Below are 21,316 nucleotides of genomic sequence, written 5' to 3'. Positions count from 1 at the left end.
GAATTTCGTCTCATAAAGATGCCGAGAATCGCCGCCAAGCCGCGTTGCAAATGCTCGCGATAGCTACGGGTATCGCTGTGGTTTGCGCCTTGCCTGACATCGATTTCGACATCTTTTGTTTTTCAACGAACTCCTCACTCGGGACACTAGCTGGTTGCAGAACGCTCGCGCACAAAGTCGATGAACCGCGCCAGCGCCGGGTTGCTGGGCGCAGCCGGCCACACCAGGCTGGTCTCGCACACGGGCATCAGCGGCCCGGGGCTGGCTTTGGCCCCCCTGGCCCGCGCCCTGCCCGCCGCTGCGGGGCCAAATGCATCGGCCGCAAGGTAGACCACGCCCTCGCGGCGGAACTGGGTCACGCTCTCGGGGACCCAGGCCACGCCCAGGCCGCCCCACACCAGGTTGACGATGGTCTGCATCTGGATGGCCTCCTGCGATACCACGGGCACGCGGCCCGCCGCGTGGTACAGCGCGAAGATGGCGTCGTGTAGTGACGGAACGATGCGCCGGGGAAAGATCACCAGCGGCTCGGCCAGTACATCGGGCAGGGAGAGGTGCGGCGCGTGCGCCAGCGGGTGGCGCGCCGGCAGCGCCAGCACCAGCGGCTCGTCCGCCACCGCCAGACGCGCCAGTTCGGGCGGCGCAAACCCGGGTGAATGCAGCATCAGCCCAGCATCCAGCTCGCCACGCGAGAACAGCGCACGCTGCACATCGCCCGTGGCCTCCACCAGCTCCAGCGCCACCTGCGGGCACAGCGCGCGAAAGTCGCGCACCCACGCGGGCAGCCGCTCGAAGCCGATGGTGGAAACAAAACCCAGTCGCACGCGCCCCACCTCCCCCGCCGCCGCGGCGCGCGCGCGCACCGGCAGGGCCTGCGCCCTCTCCAAGAAGTCGCGCACATCGGGCAGCAGCGCCTCACCTGCCGGCGTCAGCGCTACACGGCGGCGTGTGCGGTCGAACAGCATCACGCCCAGCGAGCGCTCCATCTGTGCGATCGCCTGGGTCAGCGGCGGCTGCGTCATGTGCAGGCGCAGTGCCGCGCGGCCGAAATGCAGCTCTTCCGCGACGGTCACAAACTGGCGCCAGGCGCGCACATCGATGAGTGCTTCTTTCATTGAGGTGGTGATCCGGTGATATGTTTTGCATATTACTGAAGCAGGCGAAAGGGATTGGAAACGCGCCTCCAAACCCCGCATACTTGCATCCCGACAGCCGGGGGCATCTCTCAGGGCTGCCCGCCCAACTACAACGACTTCACTCCCCACCAGGAAACCGCCATGGCAGACAGCAAGACCATCCCGATCCAGCCCATCAACCGCCGTAGCGCCAACATCACGCAGGGCAAGTCGCGCGCGCCCAACCGCTCCATGTACTACGCCATGGGCTACGAGGAAGGGGACTTCGTCAAGCCCATGGTGGGCGTGGCCAACGGCCATAGCACCATCACCCCCTGCAACAGCGGCCTGCAGAAGCTGGCCGACGCGGCGATTGCCGGCATCGAAGAAGCGGGCGGCAACGCCCAGGTGTTCGGCACCCCCACCATCTCGGACGGCATGGCCATGGGCACCGAAGGCATGAAGTACAGCCTGGTGAGCCGGGAAGTCATCAGCGACTGCATCGAAACCTGCGTGGGCGGCCAGTGGATGGACGGCGTGCTGGTGGTCGGCGGCTGCGACAAGAACATGCCCGGCGGCCTGATGGGCATGCTGCGCGCCAACGTGCCCGCCATCTATGTGTACGGCGGCACCATCCTGCCCGGCCACTACCAGGGCAAGGACCTGAACATCGTGAGCGTGTTCGAGGCCGTGGGCGAGAACGCGGCGGGCAAGCTCAGCGACTTCGACCTCAAGGAAATCGAAAAGCGCGCCATCCCCGGCACGGGCTCGTGCGGTGGCATGTACACCGCCAACACGATGAGCAGCGCGTTCGAGGCGCTGGGCATCAGCCTGCCCTACTCCTCCACCATGGCCAACCCGCACGACGAGAAGATGAACTCGGCCAAAGAGTCAGCCAAGGTGCTGATCGAGGCCATCAAGATGGACTTGAAGCCCCGCGACATCGTCACCAAGAATTCCATCGAAAACGCCGTGGCCGTGATCATGGCCACCGGCGGCTCGACCAACGCGGTGCTGCATTTCCTGGCCATTGCGCACGCGGCAGGCGTGGAATGGGACATCGACGACTTCGAGCGCATCCGCAAGAAGACCCCGGTGCTGTGCGATCTGAAACCCAGCGGCAAGTACCTGGCCGTGGACCTGCACCGCGCAGGCGGCATCCCGCAAGTGATGAAGATTTTGCTGAATGCCGGTCTGCTGCACGGCGACTGCATCACCATCACCGGCAAGACCATTGCCGAAGTGCTCAAGGACGTGCCCGATGAGCCCCGCGCCGATCAGGATGTGATCCGCCCCATCAGCAACCCCATGTACGCGCAAGGCCACCTGGCCATCTTGAAGGGCAACCTGAGCCCCGAAGGCTCGGTGGCCAAGATCACTGGCCTGAAGAACCCCGTGATCACTGGCCCGGCGCGCGTATTCGACGACGAACAGTCGGCCCTGCAAGCCATCCTGGACGGCAAGATCAAGGCGGGCGACGTGATGGTGCTGCGCTACCTGGGTCCGAAGGGCGGCCCCGGCATGCCCGAGATGCTGGCCCCCACCGGCGCGCTGATCGGCGCCGGCCTGGGCGAGAGTGTGGGCCTGATCACTGACGGCCGCTTCTCTGGCGGCACCTGGGGCATGGTGGTGGGCCACGTGGCACCCGAAGCGGCTGCGGGCGGCACCATCGCTTTCGTCAACGAAGGCGACAGCATCACCATCGACGCGCGCCAGCTGCTGCTGCAGCTGAACGTGCCTGACGAGGAGATCGCCAAACGCCGCGCTGGCTGGTCAGCCCCTGCCCCACGCTACACACGGGGCGTGCAGGCCAAGTTTGCGTTCAATGCATCGAGCGCAAGCAAGGGTGCGGTGCTGGACGCGTACTGAAGCGCTGCCCGTACTCTGACCAGCCAATAAAAAACCCCCGTGGCACCAAGATGCCACGGGGGTTTTTTGAGCCCGGTTCCGAGCCGTCGAGGAGAACCTGCCAGGCAGCAAGGTCTCCCGACGGTGCCCACTTCAATGGGGCTTGCGAGGACGCATCCCGAGGGCTTCCTTGTGCTTGTTGATGCGATCCTGCTTGCGTTGCTCCATCTTTTCCACAGCTTTACGTTTGGTATACCCGGTAGCATCAGCCCAGGCCCACCATAGCGCCGTGAGGGCAAAGGGCGACAGCACCCACCACCAAGACCAGTTGGCCACGGGGCCGATTTCAAGGTATTTCAACGCCAGCAACAAAACCGAAAGTCCTAGCAGATACATAGCCGCCTCCAGAGAACGCCGCATAAACCCTATTGATGGAGGACAAGGGCGCGTCAACCCAAGTCACTACAATTCCATTAAAAGCACTGTAACTCAACCACAGGAATTCCCACCATGAAGCGTACCCTCATCACTCTTGCCCTGACGCTGTCGGTTGTTGCACCCGCGATGGCCGATCAGGCGCTGGCCACGTCCAAGAATTGCATGGCATGCCACGCGGTGGACAAGAAGCTGGTGGGCCCTTCCTACAAGGAAGTGGCAGCCAAGTACGCAGGTCAGAAAGACGCGGTGGACAAGCTGGCTGCCAAGATCATCAAGGGTGGCGCAGGCGTGTGGGGCCCCGTGCCCATGCCCGCCAATGCCCAGGTGAACGATGCTGACGCTAAAAAGCTGGCAGCCTGGGTCTTGACGCAAAAGTAAGCACCATTGCAGAAAAAAAGCCACCGTTTTGCGGTGGCTTTTTTTTGCCTTGCTGGGCCGGCGGCAGGTTCGGCCGTCAGACGATGGGCGTGATCACCGTCGCGCGCGACTCCCGGTCGCGCAGTTGCTGTTCGAGCTGCCCTACATACGCTGCCGTGGTGTTGTCGGTCTCCTGGGCGCGGGCGGCCAAATGAGCCTCCAGCGCGTCCAGCCGGTGCAGCACTGCCGCATGGGCCTGCTGGTGCTGCGCTTCCAGGAAAGCCCTCAGCTCCGTAAATCGCGACGCCTCCGCCCGGTCTGCCAGCTCGCGCTGGGCTTGCAGTTCTTTGGTGTGGCGGCGCGTTTCCATCAGCACCGAACCCTGAAGCGACAGCACATAAGCGACAAAAAATACGCCCAGCAGCGCAGTCAGCGCCAACATGATCAGACCCAGAGGCGCCTCGATGGTGGTCAGGCCGAGGGATACAGCCGATGGCTCGGCCAGCGCGGGCCAGTTGAGTGCCGCCAACGCGGCAATGGCGAGCACGGTGAGGAGAAGAACAACAGATCGCAGTTGCATGGTGGACTCCGGTGAGCACGCGTCCGGCCAGGAAGGCCGGCTACGCAATGCCGCGGTTGTACCCCATGGACGAGAGGCTGACGGGCTGTGGCAGCTGTTTTCAGCCGCCGTCCTACAGGGCGCCGGACTTGTAGGGTCGGAACACAAAGCGCTGCGCGCAGGCCCTCTCTACTAGGGGCGTGCGTGGCCCCATTGGCCGGCAACTTGGGCGACTGCCAGCCAGTGAACGGGATGCGGTTCTGTGACCACGTCACATCGCTGCGCGATATGAGTGTTCCCGAATCCGGCAAGCGCTACGCGCAGGCCCCGTGTACACAGAGCCTTCCTGGATCAATTGGCCTTAGACAATTGATCCAGGATTGCCGGATTCTCCAGCGTGCTGGTATCTTGGGTAATGGCTTCGCCCTTGGCGATGCTGCGCAGCAGGCGGCGCATGATCTTGCCGCTGCGGGTCTTGGGCAAGTTGTCGCCGAAGCGGATGTCCTTGGGCTTGGCAATGGGGCCGATTTCCTTGGCGACCCAGTTGCGCAGTTCGTTGGCAATCTGCTTCGCCTCTTCGCCGGTGGGGCGCGACCGCTTGAGCACGACGAAGGCGCAAATGGCCTCCCCCGTCACGTCGTCCGGGCGGCCCACCACGGCGGCTTCAGCCACCAGGTCGGTCTTGGCGACCAGGGCGGACTCGATTTCCATGGTGCCCATGCGGTGGCCCGACACGTTCAGCACATCGTCGATGCGGCCGGTGATGCGGAAATAACCCCGGTCGGCACTGCGTACGGCGCCATCGCCAGCCAGGTAATAGCCCTTGAGTTCTTCGGGGAAGTAGCTCTTCTTGAAGCGTTCGGGGTCGTTCCAGATGGTGCGGATCATGCTGGGCCAGGGGCGCTTGATGACCAGGATGCCGCCCGAGCCATGGGGCACGTCGTTACCCATCTCGTCCACGATGGCGGCGGTGATGCCCGGCAGTGGCAGGGTGCAGCTGCCCGGCACCAGCGGCGTGGCGCCTGGCAGCGGGGTGATGACGTGGCCGCCGGTCTCAGTCTGCCAGAACGTGTCAACAATAGGGCAGCGCTCGCCGCCCACATTTTTGTGGTACCACATCCAGGCTTCAGGGTTGATGGGCTCGCCCACGCTGCCGAGGATGCGCAAGCTCGACAGGTCTGAGCGTGCGGGGTGCACTGCAGCGTCGCCTTCGGCGGCCTTGATGAGCGAGCGGATGGCCGTGGGTGCGGTGTAGAAGATGGTGCACTTGTGCCGCTCGATCATCTGCCAGAACCGGCCCGCGTTGGGATACGTGGGAATGCCCTCAAAAACAATTTGCGTGGCACCAGCAGCCAGCGGGCCGTAGGCCACATAGGTGTGGCCCGTGATCCAGCCGATGTCGGCCGTGCACCAGAACACATCGTCCGGGCGCAGGTCAAAGGTCCAGTCCATGGTGAGTTTGGCCCACAGCAGGTAGCCGCCCGTGCTGTGTTGCACCCCCTTGGGCTTGCCGGTGGAGCCACTGGTGTACAGGATGAACAGGGGGTGTTCGGCGCCCACGGGCACGGGCGCGCATTCGCTGGGCTGGCCGGCCAGTGCGTCTGCAAAGGTCTTGTCGCGCCCGGCCACCATGTTGCACGGCGTAGGGGTGCGCTGGTACACAAACACATTGCGGATGGTGTCGCAGCCGCCCATGGCCAGGGCCTCGTCGATGATCGCTTTGAGCGGCAACTCCTTGCCCCCGCGCATCTGGAAGTTGGCGGTGATCACTGCCACGGCCCCGGCGTCGATGATGCGCTCCTGCACGGCTTTGGCGCTGAAGCCGCCGAACACCACGCTGTGCGTGGCGCCGATGCGCGCGCAGGCCTGCATGGCGACCACACCCTCGATGGTCATGGGCATGTAGATGAGTACGCGGTCACCCTTGTTCACGCCGTGGGCCTTGAGGGCGTTGGCGAACTGCCCCACCCGGGCCAGCAACTCCTTGTAGGTCACGCGGGTGATGGCGCCGTCGTCGGCTTCGAAAATGATGGCGGTCTTGTTCTCGGTGGGTGTGCCGATGTGGCGGTCCAGGCAGTTGGCACTGGCGTTCAGTTCGCCATCGGCAAACCATTGGAAGAACGGGGCATTCGATTCGTCCAGCGTGCGGGTGAAGGGCTTGGTCCACACCACGTTGTCGCGGGCCTGGCGGGCCCAGAAGCCCTCGAAGTCCTTCGTAGCCTCGGCACACAGCGCCTCATAGCCCGCCATACCCGACACGCGGGCCGCGTTGACAACGGCGTCTGCGGGCGGAAACACGCGGTTTTCCACCAATACGGACTCGATCGCGGATGTGGGGGCGCTCATGGTGATGTCTCCTGGTTCTGATGAAATTGGGCGGTACTGTCGGCCGCGGCACTTACAGGCCACTGACTGGCGCGAAGCTTACAGAGCATAGCCCCTGTGTCGCCCAGCCATCACCCCTGGGCCGTGTCAACAAGGTTCTAGAATCGCGCGTCTTTCGAAAAGCCCCACCCTTCCATTCGGACTCCCATGTCTCAGCCCACCCCACCGAGCCCCTCCCCCATGCGGCCCTTGCCGGCCCTGATTTTCGCCAGCCGCTGGCTGCAGCTGCCGCTGTACCTGGGCCTCATCCTGGCGCAGGCGGTGTACGTATTCCACTTCTGGGTGGAGCTGGTGCACCTCATCGAAGCCGTGTTCGGCGACACCGTGGCGCTGCAGAAGCTGGTGTCCAGCATCGGCTACAAGAGCGATATCGCCGTGACCTCGCTCAACGAGACCATCATCATGCTGGTGGTGCTGGCGCTCATCGACGTGGTCATGATCTCCAACCTGCTAATCATGGTGATCGTGGGCGGGTACGAGACCTTCGTGTCCCGCCTGCGGCTGGAAGACCACCCCGACCAGCCGGAATGGCTGAGCCACGTGAACGCCTCGGTGCTGAAAGTCAAACTGGCAACCGCCATCATCGGCATCAGCTCCATTCATTTGCTCAAGACCTTCATCAACGCCGCCAACTACGAGCTGCAGGTGCTGATGTGGCAGACCATCATCCACGTGGTGTTCCTGCTGAGCGCCCTGGCGATTGCGCTGACCGACCGGCTGATGGCCGGCTCCGACAAGCACTGATCGCCGCCTTCTGCCCCGCATGGCCCGGCAACGCGGGACGTGGAGCGGGGGGCGATGCCTTCGGAGATTTCAGGCGTTTTCTTCACCCCCCGCCACACGGGGACTTGAAAGGGCCTGCCTAGAATGGCGGGCTCATTTGACTGGATAGGACACCGTGCTGCTGCTCATCATCTTGCTGCCGCTGCTGGCGGGCACCACCCTGACGGGCTGGTCCGGCGCCCTTCTTCACCACCCCAGCCATCGCCCGCGCACTGCGTGGATCGCCGCGGCCGTCACAGCCGCCAGCCTGGGCCTGCTGCTCATGCAGGCACCGGCCGTGTTCGATGGCGAGGTGCTGCGCCACTTCACGCCCTGGGTGCCCGAGATCGGCCTCAACATTGGGCTGCGCCTCGACGGGCTCTCGCTGATGTTCGCGCTGCTCATCACCGGCATGGGCCTGCTCATCATCCTGTATGCGCACAACTACCTGGGGGCCGATGACCCAGTAGGCAAGTTCTACAGCACGCTGATGCTGTTCATGGCCGCGATGCTGGGCATCGTGCTGTCCGACAACGTGCTACTGCTCATCGTGTTCTGGGAGCTGACCAGCATTTCGTCCTTTCTGCTGGTGGGCTACTGGAACCACCGGGCCGATGCCCGCGCCGGCGCCCGCATGGCGCTGGCCATCACGGGCGGCGGGGGGCTGGCCATGCTGGGGGGCTTTGTACTGCTGGGCCAGATTGCCGGCACCTACGAGATCAGCCAGATGGTGGCCCTGGCGGCGCAGATCCAGGCAGACTCCCGCTACCCGGCCGCGCTGGTGCTGATCCTGCTGGGCTGCTTCACCAAGAGCGCCCAGTTCCCCTTCCACTTCTGGCTGCCCCAGGCCATGGCGGCCCCCACGCCCGTCTCGGCCTACCTGCACTCGGCCACCATGGTCAAGGCCGGCATCTTTTTGCTGGCCCGCCTGACCCCTGTGATTGGCGGCACGGAGCTGTTTGTGGGCATCGTGTCCACCGCCGGTCTAGTCACGGTAGCGTTTGCCGCGTTCATCGCCATCTTCAAGCACGACCTCAAGGGGCTGCTGGCTTATTCCACCATCAGCCACCTGGGACTCATCACGCTCCTCATCGGCCTGGGCTCTCCGCTCGCGGCCGTTGCGGCGGTATTTCACATCCTCAACCACGCCAGCTTCAAGGCCGCCCTGTTCATGACGGCCGGGATTGTGGACCACGAAACCGGCACCCGCGACATGCGCCAGCTGGGCGGTCTGTACAAGCTCATGCCCTGGACTGCCACGCTCGCCATGGTGGCCTCGGCCGCCATGGCCGGGGTGCCGCTGTTCAACGGTTTCCTGTCCAAGGAAATGTTCCTGACCGAAACCGTGGCCTTTGCGCAAAGCGGCGGCTGGCGCTGGCTGGTACCCGCCCTGGCCACATTGGCCGCGCTGTGCAGCGTCGCATATTCGGCCCGACTGGTACACGACGTGTTCTTCAACGGCGCGCCGCGCGACCTGCCCAACCCGCACCCGCACGAGCCGCCCATCGGCATGAAGGCGCCGGTGGCGCTGCTGGCCGCCGTCTGCGTGGTGGTGGGCATCATCCCCGCGCTCACGCTGGGCCCGATGGTGCAGCTGGCGTCCACCGCCCTGCTGGGCGCGCCGCCGCCTGAATACCACCTGGCCATCTGGCACGGGTTTAATCTGCCGCTGCTGCTGAGCGTGGTGGCTCTGGCTGCGGGCGTGGCCTTTTACTTGCTGCTCGCCCGCAACGGGCGCCTGCATGCCACGTCTTCCGAAGGCTGGTTTGGCGCCCTCACTGGCTCCAGCCTCTTCACCCGCGGCTCCGACCGTTTGTTTGCTGCAGCCGGGCGCATCACATCGCTGCTGGAAATCGGCTCACTGCAGCGCTACATCGCGTGGATGGTGATGGCTTGCGTGGCAGCCGTGGCGGTACCAGTGCTGACGGGCCAGGCACCCGGCACCGGCACGCGCGAGCTTTTGCCCGTGAACCTGCCGGCGCTTGTGCTGTGGGGTCTGCTGCTGGCGGCATGCGCGTGGCTGGCCCTCAACCACCACGACCGCTTTCAGTCGGTGGTGGTGACCGGCGTGGTGGGGCTGGTCACAGCCCTGAGTTTTGTGAGCCTGTCCGCCCCCGACCTGGCGCTGACCCAGCTGACGGTAGAAGTGGTTTCCACCGTGCTGCTGCTCATGGGCCTGGCCCTGCTGCCCCGCCACACGCCGCGCGAATCCGCGCCCAGCCGCCGCCTGCGCGATGCCTCGCTGGCGCTGGTGGGGGGCGCCGGCATTGCCTGGCTGGCGTGGGTGATGCTCACGCGCGACCACGACTCGATTGCCTGGTACTTCCTCAACCAGTCGGCCATTGCCGGGGGCGGGACTAATGCGGTCAATGTGATTCTGGTGGACTTCCGCGGCTATGACACCTTTGGTGAGATCACCGTGCTGGGCATTGCCGCCATTGGCGTACTGGCGCTCATGGACGGCATGCGCACCCGCCGCGCCACCACCGATGCGCAAGGCCAGTTGTTCACGTTTGCGGCTCAGCCACTGATGCTGCGCGTGGCGGCGCGTGTGGTGTTGCCGCTGGCGCTGGTTGTCACGCTGTACATCTTCATGCGGGGCCACAACCTCCCCGGTGGCGGGTTCATCGCGGGGCTGGTCACAGCGGTTGCCCTGGTGCTGCAGTACGTGGCGATGGGCCAATCGCGCGCCGAGGCACTGCTGCGTGCCGAGGGCGGCCGGCGCTTTGTGCGCTGGATCGGCATCGGCCTGGGCATTGCCGGGCTGACAGGCGTGGGTGCATTCTTCTTCGGGCAGCCCTTCCTCACCAGCGCGCACGGCCATCCGCACTTGCCGGTCTTGGGCGACATCCCGCTGGCCACGGCGGCGCTGTTTGACCTGGGGGTGTACATCACCGTGGTGGGCGCAACCTTGCTGACGCTGTCCACCCTGGGCGCGGTCACTCGCGAATCCGGTCCCTCGCAGCCTGCTGCGCCCCGCCCAACCCCTGACGGAGTCCAACCATGAGCCTCGAATTTCTGGTGGCCACCGGCATCGGTGCGGTCACAGCCACCGGCATCTATCTCATCCTGCGCGGGCGCACCTGGCCCGTCGTCATCGGCCTGAGCCTGCTGGGCTATGCCGTCAACGTGTTCATCTTTGCCATGGGCCGGCTCTGGCAAAACGCCGCGCCCATCCTGTCGGAAGGCGGCGCCGTGGCGGACCCCCTGCCCCAGGCGCTGGTGCTCACGGCCATCGTGATCGGTTTTGCCACCACGGGCTTTGTCATTGAACTGGCCCTGCGCACGCGCCACGAAACGGGCAGCGACCATGTGGACGGGCACGAGCCCGGCCACGCCACCACCGGACCAACGCAGCAGCGGGATGGAGCAGCATGAGCGACCTGCTGAACACGTTCTTCTCCATGCACCTTCCGGTGCTGCCCGTGCTGCTGCCGATGTTCACGGCCGTGGCTTTGCTGCTGATCGGCGACGGGGGCGGCCAGGCCAGTCACGGCGGCGTTCAACTGCGTCTGCGGCGCTGGGTGAGCATGGTGTCGGTCATCCTGGGTGCCATGCTGGCATGGCGCCTGATGACCGAGGCCGCCGCCGGGCCCATCACGGTGTACCCGCTGGGCGCCTGGCCCGCGCCGTTCGGCATCGTGCTGGTGGTGGACCGCCTCAGCGCCCTGATGCTGGCCCTGACCTGGACCATTGCCGTGCCCGTGCTGTGGTACGCCACCGGCGGGTGGGACAGCCACGGGCGGCATTTCCACGCGCTGTTCCACTTCCAGCTCATGGGGCTGTCGGGCGCCTTTGTCACGGGCGATCTGTTCAACCTGTTTGTGTTCTTTGAGGTGCTGCTCATCGCGTCATACGTGCTCATGGTGCACGGGCAGGGGCGCGACCGCTTCAAGGCCGGGCTGCATTACGTGGTGCTCAACCTCGTGGCGTCGGCGCTGTTCCTGGTGGGCCTGGCCATCATCTACGCGCTGACCGGCACGCTGAACATGGCCGACCTGGCGCTGCGCATCACGCAGTTGGAGCCCCAGCAGGCCACGCTGCTCAAGGCCGGGGCCCTGGTGCTGCTGGTGGTGTTCGGCCTCAAAGCGGCCATCGCGCCGCTGTATCTATGGCTGCCCACCACCTATGCCGCCGCCAGCGCGCCAGTAGCGGCGCTGTTTGCCATCATGACCAAGGTGGGCGTGTACAGCATCATCCGCGTGCACGCTGTCATGCTCGGAGATGGGGCCGGCCATGCAGCGCTGGCCGCCGCGCCATGGCTGCTGCCCATCGCGCTGACGACCATCGTGCTGGGCGTGCTGGGTGCTCTGGCGGCGCACAGCCTGGCCCGCCTGGTGTCCTACCTCACCGTGGCGTCGGTGGGCACCATCCTGGCTGCCGTGGGCCTCTTCACGCCAGCAGCCATGTCGGCGGCGCTGTACTACATGGTGCACAGCACGCTGGTGATGGCCGCACTGTTCCTGCTGGTAGAGCTGGTGGCCTCGCAGCGCGGCACGGCGGGTGATCACCTGCAACCTGCACCGCCCGTAGCGCAGCCCGTGCTGCTGGGCCTCATGACGCTGCTCGGCGCTGCATCGGCCGCCGGCCTGCCGCCGCTGCCGGGCTTTCTGGGCAAACTGATGGTGCTGGAAAGCGCTGCCGCAACACCCGCCCATGCCTGGGTTTGGACGGTGGTGCTGGTGGCCGGCTTCCTCACGCTGGTGGGGCTGGCCCGGGCCGGCGCCATCCTGTTCTGGAACGTGCTGCCCGCACGCGAGCCCGCCTGCAGCGCCGGCAGCAGCGGCCGCCTGATGACGGCCACGCTGGGCCTGCTGGCGCTGAGCCTGCTGCTTGCGGTGGCGGCCTCGCCCCTGAAGCGATACACCGACGCTGCCGCCGCGCAGCTGGACAACCGCAACGGCTACGCCGACGCAGTGCTGAACGCCGTGGGCGGCGCCGCTGCCCAGACCGCGCGGCCCTACCGCGGTGGTGAAGGCGAAGTGAAACTGCCCGGCAAGGGAGGCACCACCCCATGACCAAGAAGAAACAACGCTGGCTGACCCACCCCTGGCTGTCGCTGCTGCTGGGCGTGGCCTGGTTGCTGTTGCAGCACTCGGTGTCAGTCTTTCACCTGCTGTCGGCCGCCCTCATCGGCCTGGTTATTCCGCGGCTTCTGGCCGACTTTCTGCCCGACCCGCGCACGCTCAACATGCGCGCTGCGGTGCGGCTGGGCGCCGTGGTGCTGTGGGACATCGTGGTGTCCAACATCACGGTAGCCCGGCTGGTGCTGGGCCCCATGTCGCGGCCGCAGCCCGCATGGGTTCCGGTGCCGCTCACCCTGACCAACCCCACCGCCATCACACTGCTGGCGACCATCATCACCACCACGCCGGGCACGGTGTCGTGCACCATCGACGAAGAGCGCCGCGAGATCCTGGTGCATGCCCTCAATTGCGACAACCCCGCGCAGATGGCGGCTGACATCAAGGCCCGCTACGAAGCCCCGCTGCTCGCGATATTTGAGGCTGAAGACCCCGTGGCAGCCGCCCTGCAAGGAGACCGCGCATGACCGCCACCAGCATCCTCCCCATTGCGCTGGACATTGCCACCGCCTCGCTGGCCCTGTGTTTTCTGCTCTGCGCCTGGCGCCTGGTGCGTGGCCCGCAGGCCGTAGACCGGGTGCTGGCCGTGGACACTCTCTACCTCAATGCGGTCGCGCTGATCGTGTTGCTGGGCATCCGCTGGCACACGGCGCTGCTGTTCGAGGCTGCGCTCATCGTGGCCATGCTGGGCTTTGCATCCACCGTGGCGCTGGCGCGCTATCTGAGCCGCGGTGACGTGATCGAGTGAATTCGTAATCCACGACCCGCTGTTGCCCACCCTTTAGAGGACCACCCCATGACTCTTCAGATTCTTGCCGAATGGCTGGCCGCCGTGCTGCTGCTGATTGGCGCGTTTTTCTCGCTGGTTGGTGTGATCGGCCTCGTGCGTTTGCCGGACTTCTTCATGCGCCTGCATGCGCCCACCAAGGCGTCCACGCTGGGCGTGGGCGGTGTACTGTTGGCCAGCATGATCCTGGCCGCCGCCGAGGGCCGCATGGGCTTTGCCGAACTACTGATCACCTTGTTCGTGTTCGTCACTGCGCCCGTGTCCGCCAACCTCATGGCCCAGGCCGCCCTGCACCTGCGCGTGGACGGGCGGGCACCCACGCCGCCCGACGCCGTACCCGAGCGGCGCAAGGGCTAAAAAATCAGTTAAATATGGCTCTAGCGCTTACCCACCAAGCGCTGACAGCTATCATTTTTGAATCACATCCGCCAGCCGCAGCTCGCTCAGCGCTGCGCGTGTCCAGAGCGGCTCCAGCGTCTGCGCGCGTTCCAGCAGCAGCCGTTTCAGCAACGGCTCCAACCGTGTCTGGTCCGGGTCGGCCAGCAGCACGTAGCGTGACTCGGGCACATCCGCCGCACTGACGGCCGCGTCAGCCACCTGCCCGGCCCAGTCGATGGCCGTCAGGGCCTCCAGCACCGGTTGCAGCTGCAGCATGTCCACCCGCAGCAACTGGGCCAGCTGGCTGGGGCGCAGCCCTTTGGACGGCAAGTGGCGCGCCGCGTGCAGCTGCTGCAGTACTTCCACCGCCAGCTGAAACGTCCAGCCCGCCACCGTGCCACGCCGTGCGACCCCGGCGAGCAGGCTGGGCAGGTAGGCCGTCACCACCGCCCCTAACAGCACGATGACCCAGGCCACATAGATCCACACCAGCAAAATGGGCAGCGTGGCAAACGCTCCGTACACGACCGAATAGGTGGGCACCTTGCCCAGGTACAGCGCCAGCACCTTCTTAGCCAGCTCCATGCACACCGCCACAAAAAAGCCACCCGCCCATGCGTGGCGCCACTTGACCGGCGTGTTGGGCACGTAGTGGTACAGCGACGCCATGGCCCCCGCCAGCAGCAGGAACTGGATGGAGTCGAACAACAGTTGCACGCCATCAGGCAGGCGGTTGACCAGCCCGCCCGATGCCGACATCACATACGACGTGAATGCCAGGCTGGCGCCCATCAGCACCGGGCCCAGCGTGATCGCCGCCCAATAGATGAGCACCCGCTGCCCCAGCGGCCGCAGGCGCTGCACGCGCCAGATGCCGTTGAGCGTGCGGTCGATGGTGAGGATCAGCGCCAACGCCGTGGCGAGCAGGATGCTGAAGCCCGCCACGCCCAGGCCGCTGGCCTTGGACGCAAACTGATTCAGGTAGCCAATCACCTGGCGCGAGATGCTGTCCGGCACCAGGCTGCTGACCAGCCAGGCCTGCAGCGCCACCTGCAACTTGCCGAAGATGGGAAACGCCGTGAACACCGCCAACGCCACGGTAAAAAACGGCACCAGCGCCAGTACGGTGGTGAAGGTCAGGCTGCTGGCTGTGAGGCCCAGGTGGTCTTCGCGAAACCGCTCCCGCAGCGTCTGGGCAGTGGTTCTCCAGGGGAAGTGGGACAGCTCGGCCAGCAGCGCCTCTGCGCGCCGGGCCACTGTCTGCAGGGACAAAGGCATGGCCGATATGATGCCACCCCAATGACTGCCGCCTCCACCGCCCCTGCCCATGCCTCCCCCAACAACGCCGCCGTGGACGCCACGCGCTGGGTAGCCACCGGCAGCTTGCTGGGCCTGATCGTGCTGTGCCTGGCGTGGGAGCTGGTGCTCGCGCCGCTGCGACCCGGTGGCACCTGGCTGGCCGTCAAGGCGCTGCCACTGTGCATCCCGCTGGCCGGCATCCTCAAGAACCGCATGTACACCTATCGCTGGGTGAGCCTGGTGATCTGGCTGTATTTCACCGAAGGCGTAGTGCGCGGGTGGAGCGATGCTCCCCCATCGCAATGGCTGGCCTGGGCCGAGATTGCCCTGTGCCTGGTACTGTTCACTGCTTGCACGCTGCATGTACGACTGCGCCAGCGCAACGCCAAGGCTGCGGCCGCAGCCGCAGCCGCTGCTACCGACGCAGCGGCCCCTGCACCCTGATGCCCGCGGCATCGCCTGCACGCCCCTGCCCGCCTCCGACTTCCCCTGATTGAAGCCCATGACCACTTTGCTCGACACCCTCCGCGCCATCGTTGGCCCCACCCACGTGCTCACCGAAGGCGACCTCGCTGCCTGGGAACAGGACTGGCGCCGCCGCGTGCGCGGCAAGGCGCTGGCTGTGGTGCGCCCTGCCAACACGCAGGAAGTGGCCGCTGTGGTCAAGGCCTGCGCGGCAGCAGGCACCGCCATCGTGCCTCAGGGCGGCAACACCGGCCTGGCTGTGGGCTCCACGCCCGATGACAGCGGCACGCAGGTCGTGCTGAGCCTCACGCGCATGAGCGCCGTGCGCAGCGTGGACACCGACAACCTGACCATGACCGTGGAAGCGGGCTGCATCCTGCAGAACCTGCAGGACGTGGCCGAGAAAGCCGGAGTGCTCTTCCCCCTGAGCCTCGCGGCCGAGGGCAGCTGCACCATTGGCGGCAACCTGGGCACCAACGCGGGCGGCACGCAAGTGGTCCGCTACGGCAACGCGCGCGACCTGTGCCTGGGCCTCGAAGTGGTCACGCCGCAGGGCGAGGTGTGGGACGGCCTCAAGGGCCTGCGCAAGGACAACACCGGCTACGACCTGCGCGATTTGTTCATCGGCAGCGAGGGCACGCTGGGCATCATCACGGCCGCCACGATGAAGCTCTACCCCCAGCCCGCCGCCAAGCTCACGGCCTGGGCCGCTGTGCCCTCCATGGAACACGCCGTGGCCCTGCTGGGGCTGGCGCACAAGCAACTGGGCGCGGGCCTCACGGGCTTCGAGGTGATGGGGCAGTTTGCGCTCAGCCTGGTGGGCAAGCACATGCCGCAGCTGCGCGTGCCCTTTCTGGGCGACGAGAACGCGGCCTGGTGCGTGTTGTTGGAGAACTCGGACAGCGAATCCGAAGAACATGCCCGCGCGCGTTTCGAAGCGCTGCTGGAGACGGCCTTTGAAGTGGGCTGCGTGACCGACGCCGTGGTGGCCGAGAACCTCACGCAGGCGCACCAGCTCTGGCACATCCGCGAGAGCATTCCACTGGCCCAGGCCGAAGAGGGCCTGAACATCAAGCACGACATCTCTGTGCCCATCTCGCGCATCCCGGCCTTCGTGGCGCACACGGATGCGGTGCTGCAGCGCGAGATCCCAGGCGTGCGCCTGGTCAACTTCGGCCACCTGGGCGATGGCAACCTGCACTACAACGTGCAGGCCCCGGCCGAGGGCGACACCAAGGCCTTCCTGCGCGAGCACGAAGCGGAGGTGAACCACCTGGTGTACGAAGCCGTGGCGGAGTTCGGCGGCTCGTTCTCGGCCGAGCATGGCATTGGCGAGCTCAAGGCCGACAAGCTCGCCAAGTACCAGTCGCCCGTGGCGCTGTCGATGATGCGTGCCATCAAGCAGGTGCTGGACCCGCAGGGCATCATGAACCCGGGGCGGGTGCTGCAGGCCCAGCAGCCGGGATATCTGCCCAGCTGACTATAAAAAAGATAGCCGCCAGCGCTTTACCATAAAGCGCTGGCGGCCATTTTCGCTTTGATATTGATTTCCTGCGGCAAACACGGCAGATCGCACCGCACGGCGGCGGCAAGCTCAAAGCATCTTGCGCATGGGCTGTGACTGCAGCCCCGCCCACGCCCGGGCAGAGCCCGACGGCGCATAGCCGTTGCGAAGGTAGAACGCCTGCGCGGTGCGCGTGCTCTCCAAAGCCAGCTCGCTGATGCCCGCTTGTCGCGCGTCGGCCTCGGCCTCGCGCAGCAGAGCGCGTCCCAGGCCTTGGTACAGCGCCTCGGGCAGCACGTAGCACAGCGCCAGCGTGGCGTGCGTGCGCAGGGCAAAACCCACCATCACGTCCGCGCGATAGGCAACCCACGCAGCGGCGCCGGGCCCGGAGATCCACGCAGCCAGGTTCTCGGGAGTTTTGTTGGCCAGCCACGCGGCGAGGATGGCGGGGTCGCCACCGTGGTCGGGCATGCAGCAGTGGGTGATCGACTGGCGGACGACATGGCAGGCGGCTTGGGCTTCAGTGACTTTGGCAGCCGTGATGCATGTGGCGGGAGGCGCAGCACCAAAAGAGATCATGCCGACACCAGTCCCCAACCGGCAAACACCACCGGGATAAGCAATGCGTAGAACAGCAACCCAACAAACAGCAGACCGTTGTTCGTCACCACCCGCTTTCCTTCGTGGCGAAACGACAGGGCGCCCGCTGCGCCAAAGACACGAGCCTCGTCGCTGCCCCAGCGCTGGGAGCGCCAGCGGCCCAGGCTGACCACCGGGACCAACTTTGCGCCGGTGAACAACAACAGAGCCTCCACTGCCGACCACAGCATCGCAACCACAAACTCCGCCATCAACATCCTCCGCAAACTGCGACGGCACATGATAGACGGCCGGACCGCAAGAGCGCGTGCGGCCCCTTGTTCAAGCTGGGTCCTGGGATGCCGGATGCAGCCCACTCCACGCGTTCGCCGCATCCCACCCCGGTGGAACACAACCCTGTTCCATCACGCACAGACTGGCGCTGGCCAGCGCGTGGCGCAGCGCCTGCTGGCAGGCGTCACCCGTCAAGCGTGCGACGACATGCGCAAAACTCTCCGCGCCACCGTCAACCTGCGCCTGCCGCAGCAGATGCGCCAGCAGGCCGGCCAGAAAGCTGTCGCCCGCGCCCACGGTGTCCACTACCTGAAGGGACTGGGCTTCTCTGGCAAAACACTGCACGCCATTGCGATGCAGCAGCCACGCGCCTTCCTCGCCCAGCGTCAGCGCGAGCAGATGGGCCTGCGGGTTGGCGGCCAGCAGGTGCTGCGCGCGGGCCAAGGCGTCGGCCCCGGGCACGGCCAGGTGCTCCAGGTCCTCGTCGCTGGCTTTGATGATGTGGGCGTGGGCCAGAGCGGCGTGCACCGCGCTGCGGTAGGCCACCAGATCGGGCATGACGGAGGGGCGGAGGTTGGCGTCCACCACCACGCAGCGGCCTGCGGTACGCTGGGCTGCCAGCCAGGGCAGGTAAACACCGGTGTCGCGCGCGTCGAGCGCCAGGGCGCCGGTGCAGACCAGTTGCAATGCAGGCAATCGGCTGCAGGCGGCCTCCAGACTCTGGGCGGACACAGCTCGATCGGCCACGCCTTCGCGGTAGAAGGCGTAGTCGGGGTGGCCCTGTGCGGTGAGGTTGACCACGGCCAAGGACGTGACTTGCTGCACGGGGTCCGGCTGGGCCAGCGTCACGCCATCGGCTGCCAGTTGCGCTGCCAGCTCGCGGCCAAAGCGGTCGCCCGACAAGGGGTTGAGGTACTGCGTGCCCACGCCCTGCCGCGCCAGCGCGCGGCACAGGTTGTAAAGCGCCCCGCCCAGGCACGGCAGGTAGCTGCCGTCGGGGCGACGAATGAGGTCAATCAGGGCTTCGCCCGCGATGGCGGCATGGATCGGCGGAGAAACGATGGAGTCGTGAGATACAGGCGTCATTACGGCTTGGATGGAGGCCCAAACCGCCCCGCGCCCTGCTTGCGGTACTCGCTGGGCGTCATGCCCTTGATGTCCAGAAAGCGGCGGTTGAAGTTGGCCATGTTGTTGAAGCCCACGTCGTACGCGATGTGCGTGATGTAGCGCTCGGTCTCCATCAGCAGCTGGCACGCGCGGTTCACGCGCACCAGGTTCACGAAGTCGGTGAAGGTATTGCCCGTGGCGCGGCGGAAGAAGCGCGAAAAGCGGCTTTCCGTCATGCCCAACTCTTGCGCCAGGTCGGCCGCCGACAGCGGGTCGGCCAGGTGGTCGGTGATGCGGCTCACGATGGCGTTGATCTGGTCGAGCTGGGTGTCGTCGTCCTCGCTTTGCAGCTGCGTGCTCGATAGCAGGCGAAAGTCGGTGCAGCGGGCCAGGTCGCTCAGGAACTCACAGAACGCGCCAAACCGTGCCAGGCCCTGGCGCGCCTTGATGCGGTGCCAGTGCTCCTGCGCCTGCGCCTCCATGCCGAAGAATTCGATGCCATGGCGTGCGCGCTCCAGCAGGGGCAGCACCTCGCGCAGCTCAGGGATGCTCTCGCTGCTGGCGACCAGCGGCGCGTGCGAGAACTGGATCACCAGGTCACGCAGCGGCACACCACCTTCGGGCAGGTCCATGCTGATCCAGTTGTGCGGCAGGCGCGGGCCAGTCAGCACAAGGTGGCCGGGCTGGAACTGCCCGATCCAGTCGCCCACGAACACCTTGCCCGAGGTGGCGGTGATGAGGTGCAGCTCGTACTCGTCGTGGTAGTGCCAGCGCGCGAGCGGCGTGGGAAACCCGTGTGCCAGGCAGCGGACGAACCCCGCCGTCTCGGGCGATTCGTAGCCCAGCGCGGGGGAGCGCACATAGTCGTGCTCCAGCTCGGGCTTGGTGTGGCGCGGGGCGGTGGGCGTTTTCACGGTCATGGCGGCGGTGGTGGGCGAAAGTTACACCAGCCTCAGGCGCATGTCCGCTCAGCCACAAAGGCCAGCACGCGGGCGTAGGCTTTGCGCAGGGTGTCCACCAGTTGCGGGTGGCTGGCCATCTCGCCCCACAAGGTGGTGTCGGCCGCATAGGCAGCGACGGGGTCGCCCGCGTCGCAAATGGCGTGCGCCGCGGCCGGGTCCATGGCCTGGTCCTGGTAGGTGTAGGGAATCTGCCCCGCATGCCAGCGCTGCAGGTAGGCCAGGAACAGCGCGGGCAGCAGGGCCACGCTGTCGAATGGCTGATTGCGCGCCAGCTTATCGCGGATGGTGGGCGCGATCATGCCGGGGATCTTGGAGAACGCGTCCATGGCCACGCGCTGGTTGGTGTCGGCAATGGAGGGGTTGCCAAAGCGGTCCAGCACCACGTCGCGGTAGCGCGCGAGGTCGATGGGGCACGGCAGCAGCACCGGGATCGCATCGTTGGTCACGTAGTCATAGGCCATCTGGCGGATGGCGGCATCGTGCGTGCCTTCGTGGATGAACTGGTAGCCAGCCAGCGTGCCCGCCCAGGCGATGCAGCTGTGGGTGGCGTTGAGCAGGCGGATCTTGGCCTCTTCGTGCGCCTGCACCGACTTCACCATCTCGACACCGACCTTTTCCCATGTGGGCCGGCCGGCGATGAAGTCGTCTTCGATCACCCACTGGATGAAGCTCTCGCCCATGAGCGCCGCCTTGTCGTCCCAGCCGGTCGCGGCCTTCACGCGCTCGGCCACATCGGGCGTGGGGCGTGGCGTGATGCGGTCCACCATGGCGTTGGGGCTCGTGGTGTTCTGCTCCACCCAGGCTTTCAACGGGGTATCGCCCAGCGCGTCGATGAACTGCAGCAGCCCGCTGCGCGAGCGCTCGCCGTTGTGCCGCAGGTTGTCGCAGTTCATTAGCGTCACGGGGCCCGCACCGGCCGCCATGCGCGCGCGCAGGATGCTGACCAGGCCGCCGTAGATGGTGTGGCCTGCCTGGCCCATCTTCACGGCTTCGAGGTCCGCACGCAGGTCGGCAAACGTGGGCCAGTCGAGCTGGTTTTGCGCGTCGAGGTAGTAGCCAGCCTCAGTCACCGTGAAGCTGATGATGCGCGTGGCGGGGTCGGCGCCCATGGCAATCAGTGGGGCTAGGTCGTCCTGGTAGGGGATCACACGCTGGATCGACTCGATGACGGTGTAGCTGCGCTCGCCTTGGGGGGTGACGGTTTCGAGCGTGTAGCGCCCATCCTGCGCTTGCAGCGCCGCGATGGTGTCGGCCATGTCCGGGCGAAGGTTGCCGCCTGCGATGGCCCAGCCCTGATCTTCCTTTTGGCCCTGTTGGCGCAATGCGTGAACGTAAACGGCCTGGTGGGCGCGGTGGAACGAGCCCAGGCCCAGGTGCAGGATGAAATTCATGG

21 protein-coding genes are annotated in these 21,316 nt (G+C 66.1%); 11 read left to right on the top strand and 10 right to left on the bottom strand.

What is annotated here, in order from left to right:
• Positions 1–146: 146 nt before the first annotated feature.
• The gene (locus ACK4HJ_RS17395; RefSeq protein WP_409833893.1) at positions 147–1,115 is read right to left on the bottom strand and encodes a LysR family transcriptional regulator; all 969 of its coding nucleotides are present in this window, start codon (positions 1,113–1,115) and stop codon (positions 147–149) included.
• Positions 1,116–1,277: 162 nt separating this feature from the next.
• On the opposite strand from ACK4HJ_RS17395, the gene ilvD reads away from it, so the two are divergent.
• On the top strand, positions 1,278–2,984 hold the full coding sequence (gene ilvD, locus ACK4HJ_RS17390) for a dihydroxy-acid dehydratase (protein ID WP_409833891.1): 1,707 nt from the start codon (positions 1,278–1,280) through the stop codon (positions 2,982–2,984).
• Between the two features lie 132 nt (positions 2,985–3,116).
• On the opposite strand, the gene ACK4HJ_RS17385 is transcribed toward ilvD, so the two are convergent.
• The gene (locus tag ACK4HJ_RS17385; RefSeq protein WP_409833889.1) at positions 3,117–3,359 is read right to left on the bottom strand and encodes a TIGR04438 family Trp-rich protein; all 243 of its coding nucleotides are present in this window, start codon (positions 3,357–3,359) and stop codon (positions 3,117–3,119) included.
• 114 nt (positions 3,360–3,473) lie between these two features.
• On the opposite strand from ACK4HJ_RS17385, the gene ACK4HJ_RS17380 reads away from it, so the two are divergent.
• Positions 3,474–3,779 (top strand): c-type cytochrome, encoded by a 306-nt coding sequence (locus tag ACK4HJ_RS17380; protein ID WP_409833887.1) that lies wholly within the window; start codon positions 3,474–3,476, stop codon positions 3,777–3,779.
• A gap of 76 nt (positions 3,780–3,855) precedes the next feature.
• Here the strand turns inward: ACK4HJ_RS17380 and ACK4HJ_RS17375 are convergent, their stop codons facing one another.
• Together ACK4HJ_RS17375 and acs are read right to left on the bottom strand one after the other, a co-directional pair.
• Positions 3,856–4,338, bottom strand: coding sequence for a LapA family protein (locus tag ACK4HJ_RS17375; protein ID WP_409833885.1), 483 nt, complete (start codon positions 4,336–4,338; stop codon positions 3,856–3,858).
• 330 nt (positions 4,339–4,668) lie between these two features.
• A complete protein-coding gene (acs, locus tag ACK4HJ_RS17370; protein WP_409833883.1) occupies positions 4,669–6,663 on the bottom strand; it encodes an acetate--CoA ligase in 1,995 nt (664 codons plus the stop codon).
• Between the two features lie 186 nt (positions 6,664–6,849).
• Between acs and ACK4HJ_RS17365 the strand changes: the two genes are divergently transcribed.
• From ACK4HJ_RS17365 to ACK4HJ_RS17335, 7 genes are all read left to right on the top strand, one after another.
• Entirely contained in the window at positions 6,850–7,446 is a 597-nt protein-coding gene (locus ACK4HJ_RS17365) for a TIGR00645 family protein (protein ID WP_409833881.1), read from the top strand.
• Positions 7,447–7,600: 154 nt separating this feature from the next.
• Complete coding sequence (locus ACK4HJ_RS17360; protein WP_409833880.1) at positions 7,601–10,471, top strand: monovalent cation/H+ antiporter subunit A; 2,871 nt, start codon at positions 7,601–7,603, stop codon at positions 10,469–10,471.
• Positions 10,468–10,842, top strand: a complete 375-nt coding sequence (locus ACK4HJ_RS17355; RefSeq protein WP_409833878.1) for a Na+/H+ antiporter subunit C — start codon at positions 10,468–10,470, stop codon at positions 10,840–10,842. Before ACK4HJ_RS17360 ends, ACK4HJ_RS17355 begins: the two co-directional genes overlap by 4 nt.
• The gene (locus ACK4HJ_RS17350) at positions 10,839–12,482 is read left to right on the top strand and encodes a monovalent cation/H+ antiporter subunit D (protein ID WP_409833876.1); all 1,644 of its coding nucleotides are present in this window, start codon (positions 10,839–10,841) and stop codon (positions 12,480–12,482) included. Before ACK4HJ_RS17355 ends, ACK4HJ_RS17350 begins: the two co-directional genes overlap by 4 nt.
• The gene (locus tag ACK4HJ_RS17345; RefSeq protein WP_409833874.1) at positions 12,479–13,015 is read left to right on the top strand and encodes a Na+/H+ antiporter subunit E; all 537 of its coding nucleotides are present in this window, start codon (positions 12,479–12,481) and stop codon (positions 13,013–13,015) included. Before ACK4HJ_RS17350 ends, ACK4HJ_RS17345 begins: the two co-directional genes overlap by 4 nt.
• Complete coding sequence (locus ACK4HJ_RS17340; RefSeq protein WP_409833872.1) at positions 13,012–13,296, top strand: K+/H+ antiporter subunit F; 285 nt, start codon at positions 13,012–13,014, stop codon at positions 13,294–13,296. The genes ACK4HJ_RS17345 and ACK4HJ_RS17340 overlap by 4 nt, the downstream gene beginning before the upstream one ends.
• A 48-nt stretch (positions 13,297–13,344) precedes the next feature.
• Positions 13,345–13,692, top strand: a complete 348-nt coding sequence (locus ACK4HJ_RS17335) for a Na+/H+ antiporter subunit G (protein ID WP_409833870.1) — start codon at positions 13,345–13,347, stop codon at positions 13,690–13,692.
• Between the two features lie 51 nt (positions 13,693–13,743).
• On the opposite strand, the gene ACK4HJ_RS17330 is transcribed toward ACK4HJ_RS17335, so the two are convergent.
• Complete coding sequence (locus tag ACK4HJ_RS17330) at positions 13,744–14,991, bottom strand: YihY family inner membrane protein (protein ID WP_409833868.1); 1,248 nt, start codon at positions 14,989–14,991, stop codon at positions 13,744–13,746.
• A gap of 21 nt (positions 14,992–15,012) precedes the next feature.
• Here ACK4HJ_RS17330 and ACK4HJ_RS17325 point away from each other — a divergent pair, with 21 nt between their 5' ends.
• Both ACK4HJ_RS17325 and ACK4HJ_RS17320 read left to right on the top strand, forming a co-directional pair.
• The gene (locus ACK4HJ_RS17325) at positions 15,013–15,456 is read left to right on the top strand and encodes a DUF2069 domain-containing protein (protein WP_409833866.1); all 444 of its coding nucleotides are present in this window, start codon (positions 15,013–15,015) and stop codon (positions 15,454–15,456) included.
• Between the two features lie 58 nt (positions 15,457–15,514).
• Entirely contained in the window at positions 15,515–16,957 is a 1,443-nt protein-coding gene (locus tag ACK4HJ_RS17320; RefSeq protein WP_409833865.1) for an FAD-binding oxidoreductase, read from the top strand.
• Positions 16,958–17,071: 114 nt separating this feature from the next.
• Here the strand turns inward: ACK4HJ_RS17320 and ACK4HJ_RS17315 are convergent, their stop codons facing one another.
• From ACK4HJ_RS17315 to dalD, 5 genes are all read right to left on the bottom strand, one after another.
• Positions 17,072–17,560, bottom strand: a complete 489-nt coding sequence (locus ACK4HJ_RS17315) for a GNAT family N-acetyltransferase (RefSeq protein ID WP_409833863.1) — start codon at positions 17,558–17,560, stop codon at positions 17,072–17,074.
• Entirely contained in the window at positions 17,557–17,832 is a 276-nt protein-coding gene (locus tag ACK4HJ_RS17310) for a hypothetical protein (RefSeq protein WP_409833861.1), read from the bottom strand. The genes ACK4HJ_RS17315 and ACK4HJ_RS17310 overlap by 4 nt, the downstream gene beginning before the upstream one ends.
• Positions 17,833–17,902: 70 nt before the next feature.
• The gene (locus tag ACK4HJ_RS17305) at positions 17,903–18,940 is read right to left on the bottom strand and encodes a PfkB family carbohydrate kinase (RefSeq protein ID WP_409833860.1); all 1,038 of its coding nucleotides are present in this window, start codon (positions 18,938–18,940) and stop codon (positions 17,903–17,905) included.
• The gene (locus tag ACK4HJ_RS17300; RefSeq protein ID WP_409833858.1) at positions 18,940–19,881 is read right to left on the bottom strand and encodes an AraC family transcriptional regulator; all 942 of its coding nucleotides are present in this window, start codon (positions 19,879–19,881) and stop codon (positions 18,940–18,942) included. The genes ACK4HJ_RS17305 and ACK4HJ_RS17300 overlap by 1 nt, the downstream gene beginning before the upstream one ends.
• 32 nt (positions 19,882–19,913) lie before the next feature.
• Positions 19,914–21,314 carry a D-arabinitol 4-dehydrogenase gene (gene dalD / locus ACK4HJ_RS17295; protein WP_409833856.1) on the bottom strand — a complete coding sequence of 467 codons (1,401 nt, stop codon included), beginning with the start codon at positions 21,312–21,314 and terminating at the stop codon, positions 19,914–19,916.
• Positions 21,315–21,316: the final 2 nt, after the last annotated feature.

Source organism: Acidovorax sp. (genome assembly GCF_046294525.1).
Lineage (GTDB): Bacteria > Pseudomonadota > Gammaproteobacteria > Burkholderiales > Burkholderiaceae_C > Acidovorax.
Note: the sequence above shows the minus strand (reverse complement) of the source record. Positions and strands in the feature narration are given on the sequence as shown.

Bases quoted from the DNA above. Each gene is read 5' to 3' on its own strand.
- ACK4HJ_RS17395 (WP_409833893.1), bottom strand. From the start codon at position 1,115: ATGAAAGAAGCACTCATCGATGTGCGCGCCTGGCGCCAGTTTGTGACC.
- ilvD (WP_409833891.1), top strand. From the start codon at position 1,278: ATGGCAGACAGCAAGACCATCCCGATCCAGCCCATCAACCGCCGTAGC.
- ACK4HJ_RS17385 (WP_409833889.1), bottom strand. From the start codon at position 3,359: ATGTATCTGCTAGGACTTTCGGTTTTGTTGCTGGCGTTGAAATACCTT.
- ACK4HJ_RS17380 (WP_409833887.1), top strand. From the start codon at position 3,474: ATGAAGCGTACCCTCATCACTCTTGCCCTGACGCTGTCGGTTGTTGCA.
- ACK4HJ_RS17375 (WP_409833885.1), bottom strand. From the start codon at position 4,338: ATGCAACTGCGATCTGTTGTTCTTCTCCTCACCGTGCTCGCCATTGCC.
- acs (WP_409833883.1), bottom strand. From the start codon at position 6,663: ATGAGCGCCCCCACATCCGCGATCGAGTCCGTATTGGTGGAAAACCGC.
- ACK4HJ_RS17365 (WP_409833881.1), top strand. From the start codon at position 6,850: ATGTCTCAGCCCACCCCACCGAGCCCCTCCCCCATGCGGCCCTTGCCG.
- ACK4HJ_RS17355 (WP_409833878.1), top strand. From the start codon at position 10,468: ATGAGCCTCGAATTTCTGGTGGCCACCGGCATCGGTGCGGTCACAGCC.
- ACK4HJ_RS17350 (WP_409833876.1), top strand. From the start codon at position 10,839: ATGAGCGACCTGCTGAACACGTTCTTCTCCATGCACCTTCCGGTGCTG.
- ACK4HJ_RS17345 (WP_409833874.1), top strand. From the start codon at position 12,479: ATGACCAAGAAGAAACAACGCTGGCTGACCCACCCCTGGCTGTCGCTG.
- ACK4HJ_RS17340 (WP_409833872.1), top strand. From the start codon at position 13,012: ATGACCGCCACCAGCATCCTCCCCATTGCGCTGGACATTGCCACCGCC.
- ACK4HJ_RS17335 (WP_409833870.1), top strand. From the start codon at position 13,345: ATGACTCTTCAGATTCTTGCCGAATGGCTGGCCGCCGTGCTGCTGCTG.
- ACK4HJ_RS17330 (WP_409833868.1), bottom strand. From the start codon at position 14,991: ATGCCTTTGTCCCTGCAGACAGTGGCCCGGCGCGCAGAGGCGCTGCTG.
- ACK4HJ_RS17325 (WP_409833866.1), top strand. From the start codon at position 15,013: ATGACTGCCGCCTCCACCGCCCCTGCCCATGCCTCCCCCAACAACGCC.
- ACK4HJ_RS17320 (WP_409833865.1), top strand. From the start codon at position 15,515: ATGACCACTTTGCTCGACACCCTCCGCGCCATCGTTGGCCCCACCCAC.
- ACK4HJ_RS17315 (WP_409833863.1), bottom strand. From the start codon at position 17,560: ATGATCTCTTTTGGTGCTGCGCCTCCCGCCACATGCATCACGGCTGCC.
- ACK4HJ_RS17310 (WP_409833861.1), bottom strand. From the start codon at position 17,832: ATGGCGGAGTTTGTGGTTGCGATGCTGTGGTCGGCAGTGGAGGCTCTG.
- ACK4HJ_RS17305 (WP_409833860.1), bottom strand. From the start codon at position 18,940: ATGACGCCTGTATCTCACGACTCCATCGTTTCTCCGCCGATCCATGCC.
- ACK4HJ_RS17300 (WP_409833858.1), bottom strand. From the start codon at position 19,881: ATGACCGTGAAAACGCCCACCGCCCCGCGCCACACCAAGCCCGAGCTG.
- dalD (WP_409833856.1), bottom strand. From the start codon at position 21,314: ATGAATTTCATCCTGCACCTGGGCCTGGGCTCGTTCCACCGCGCCCAC.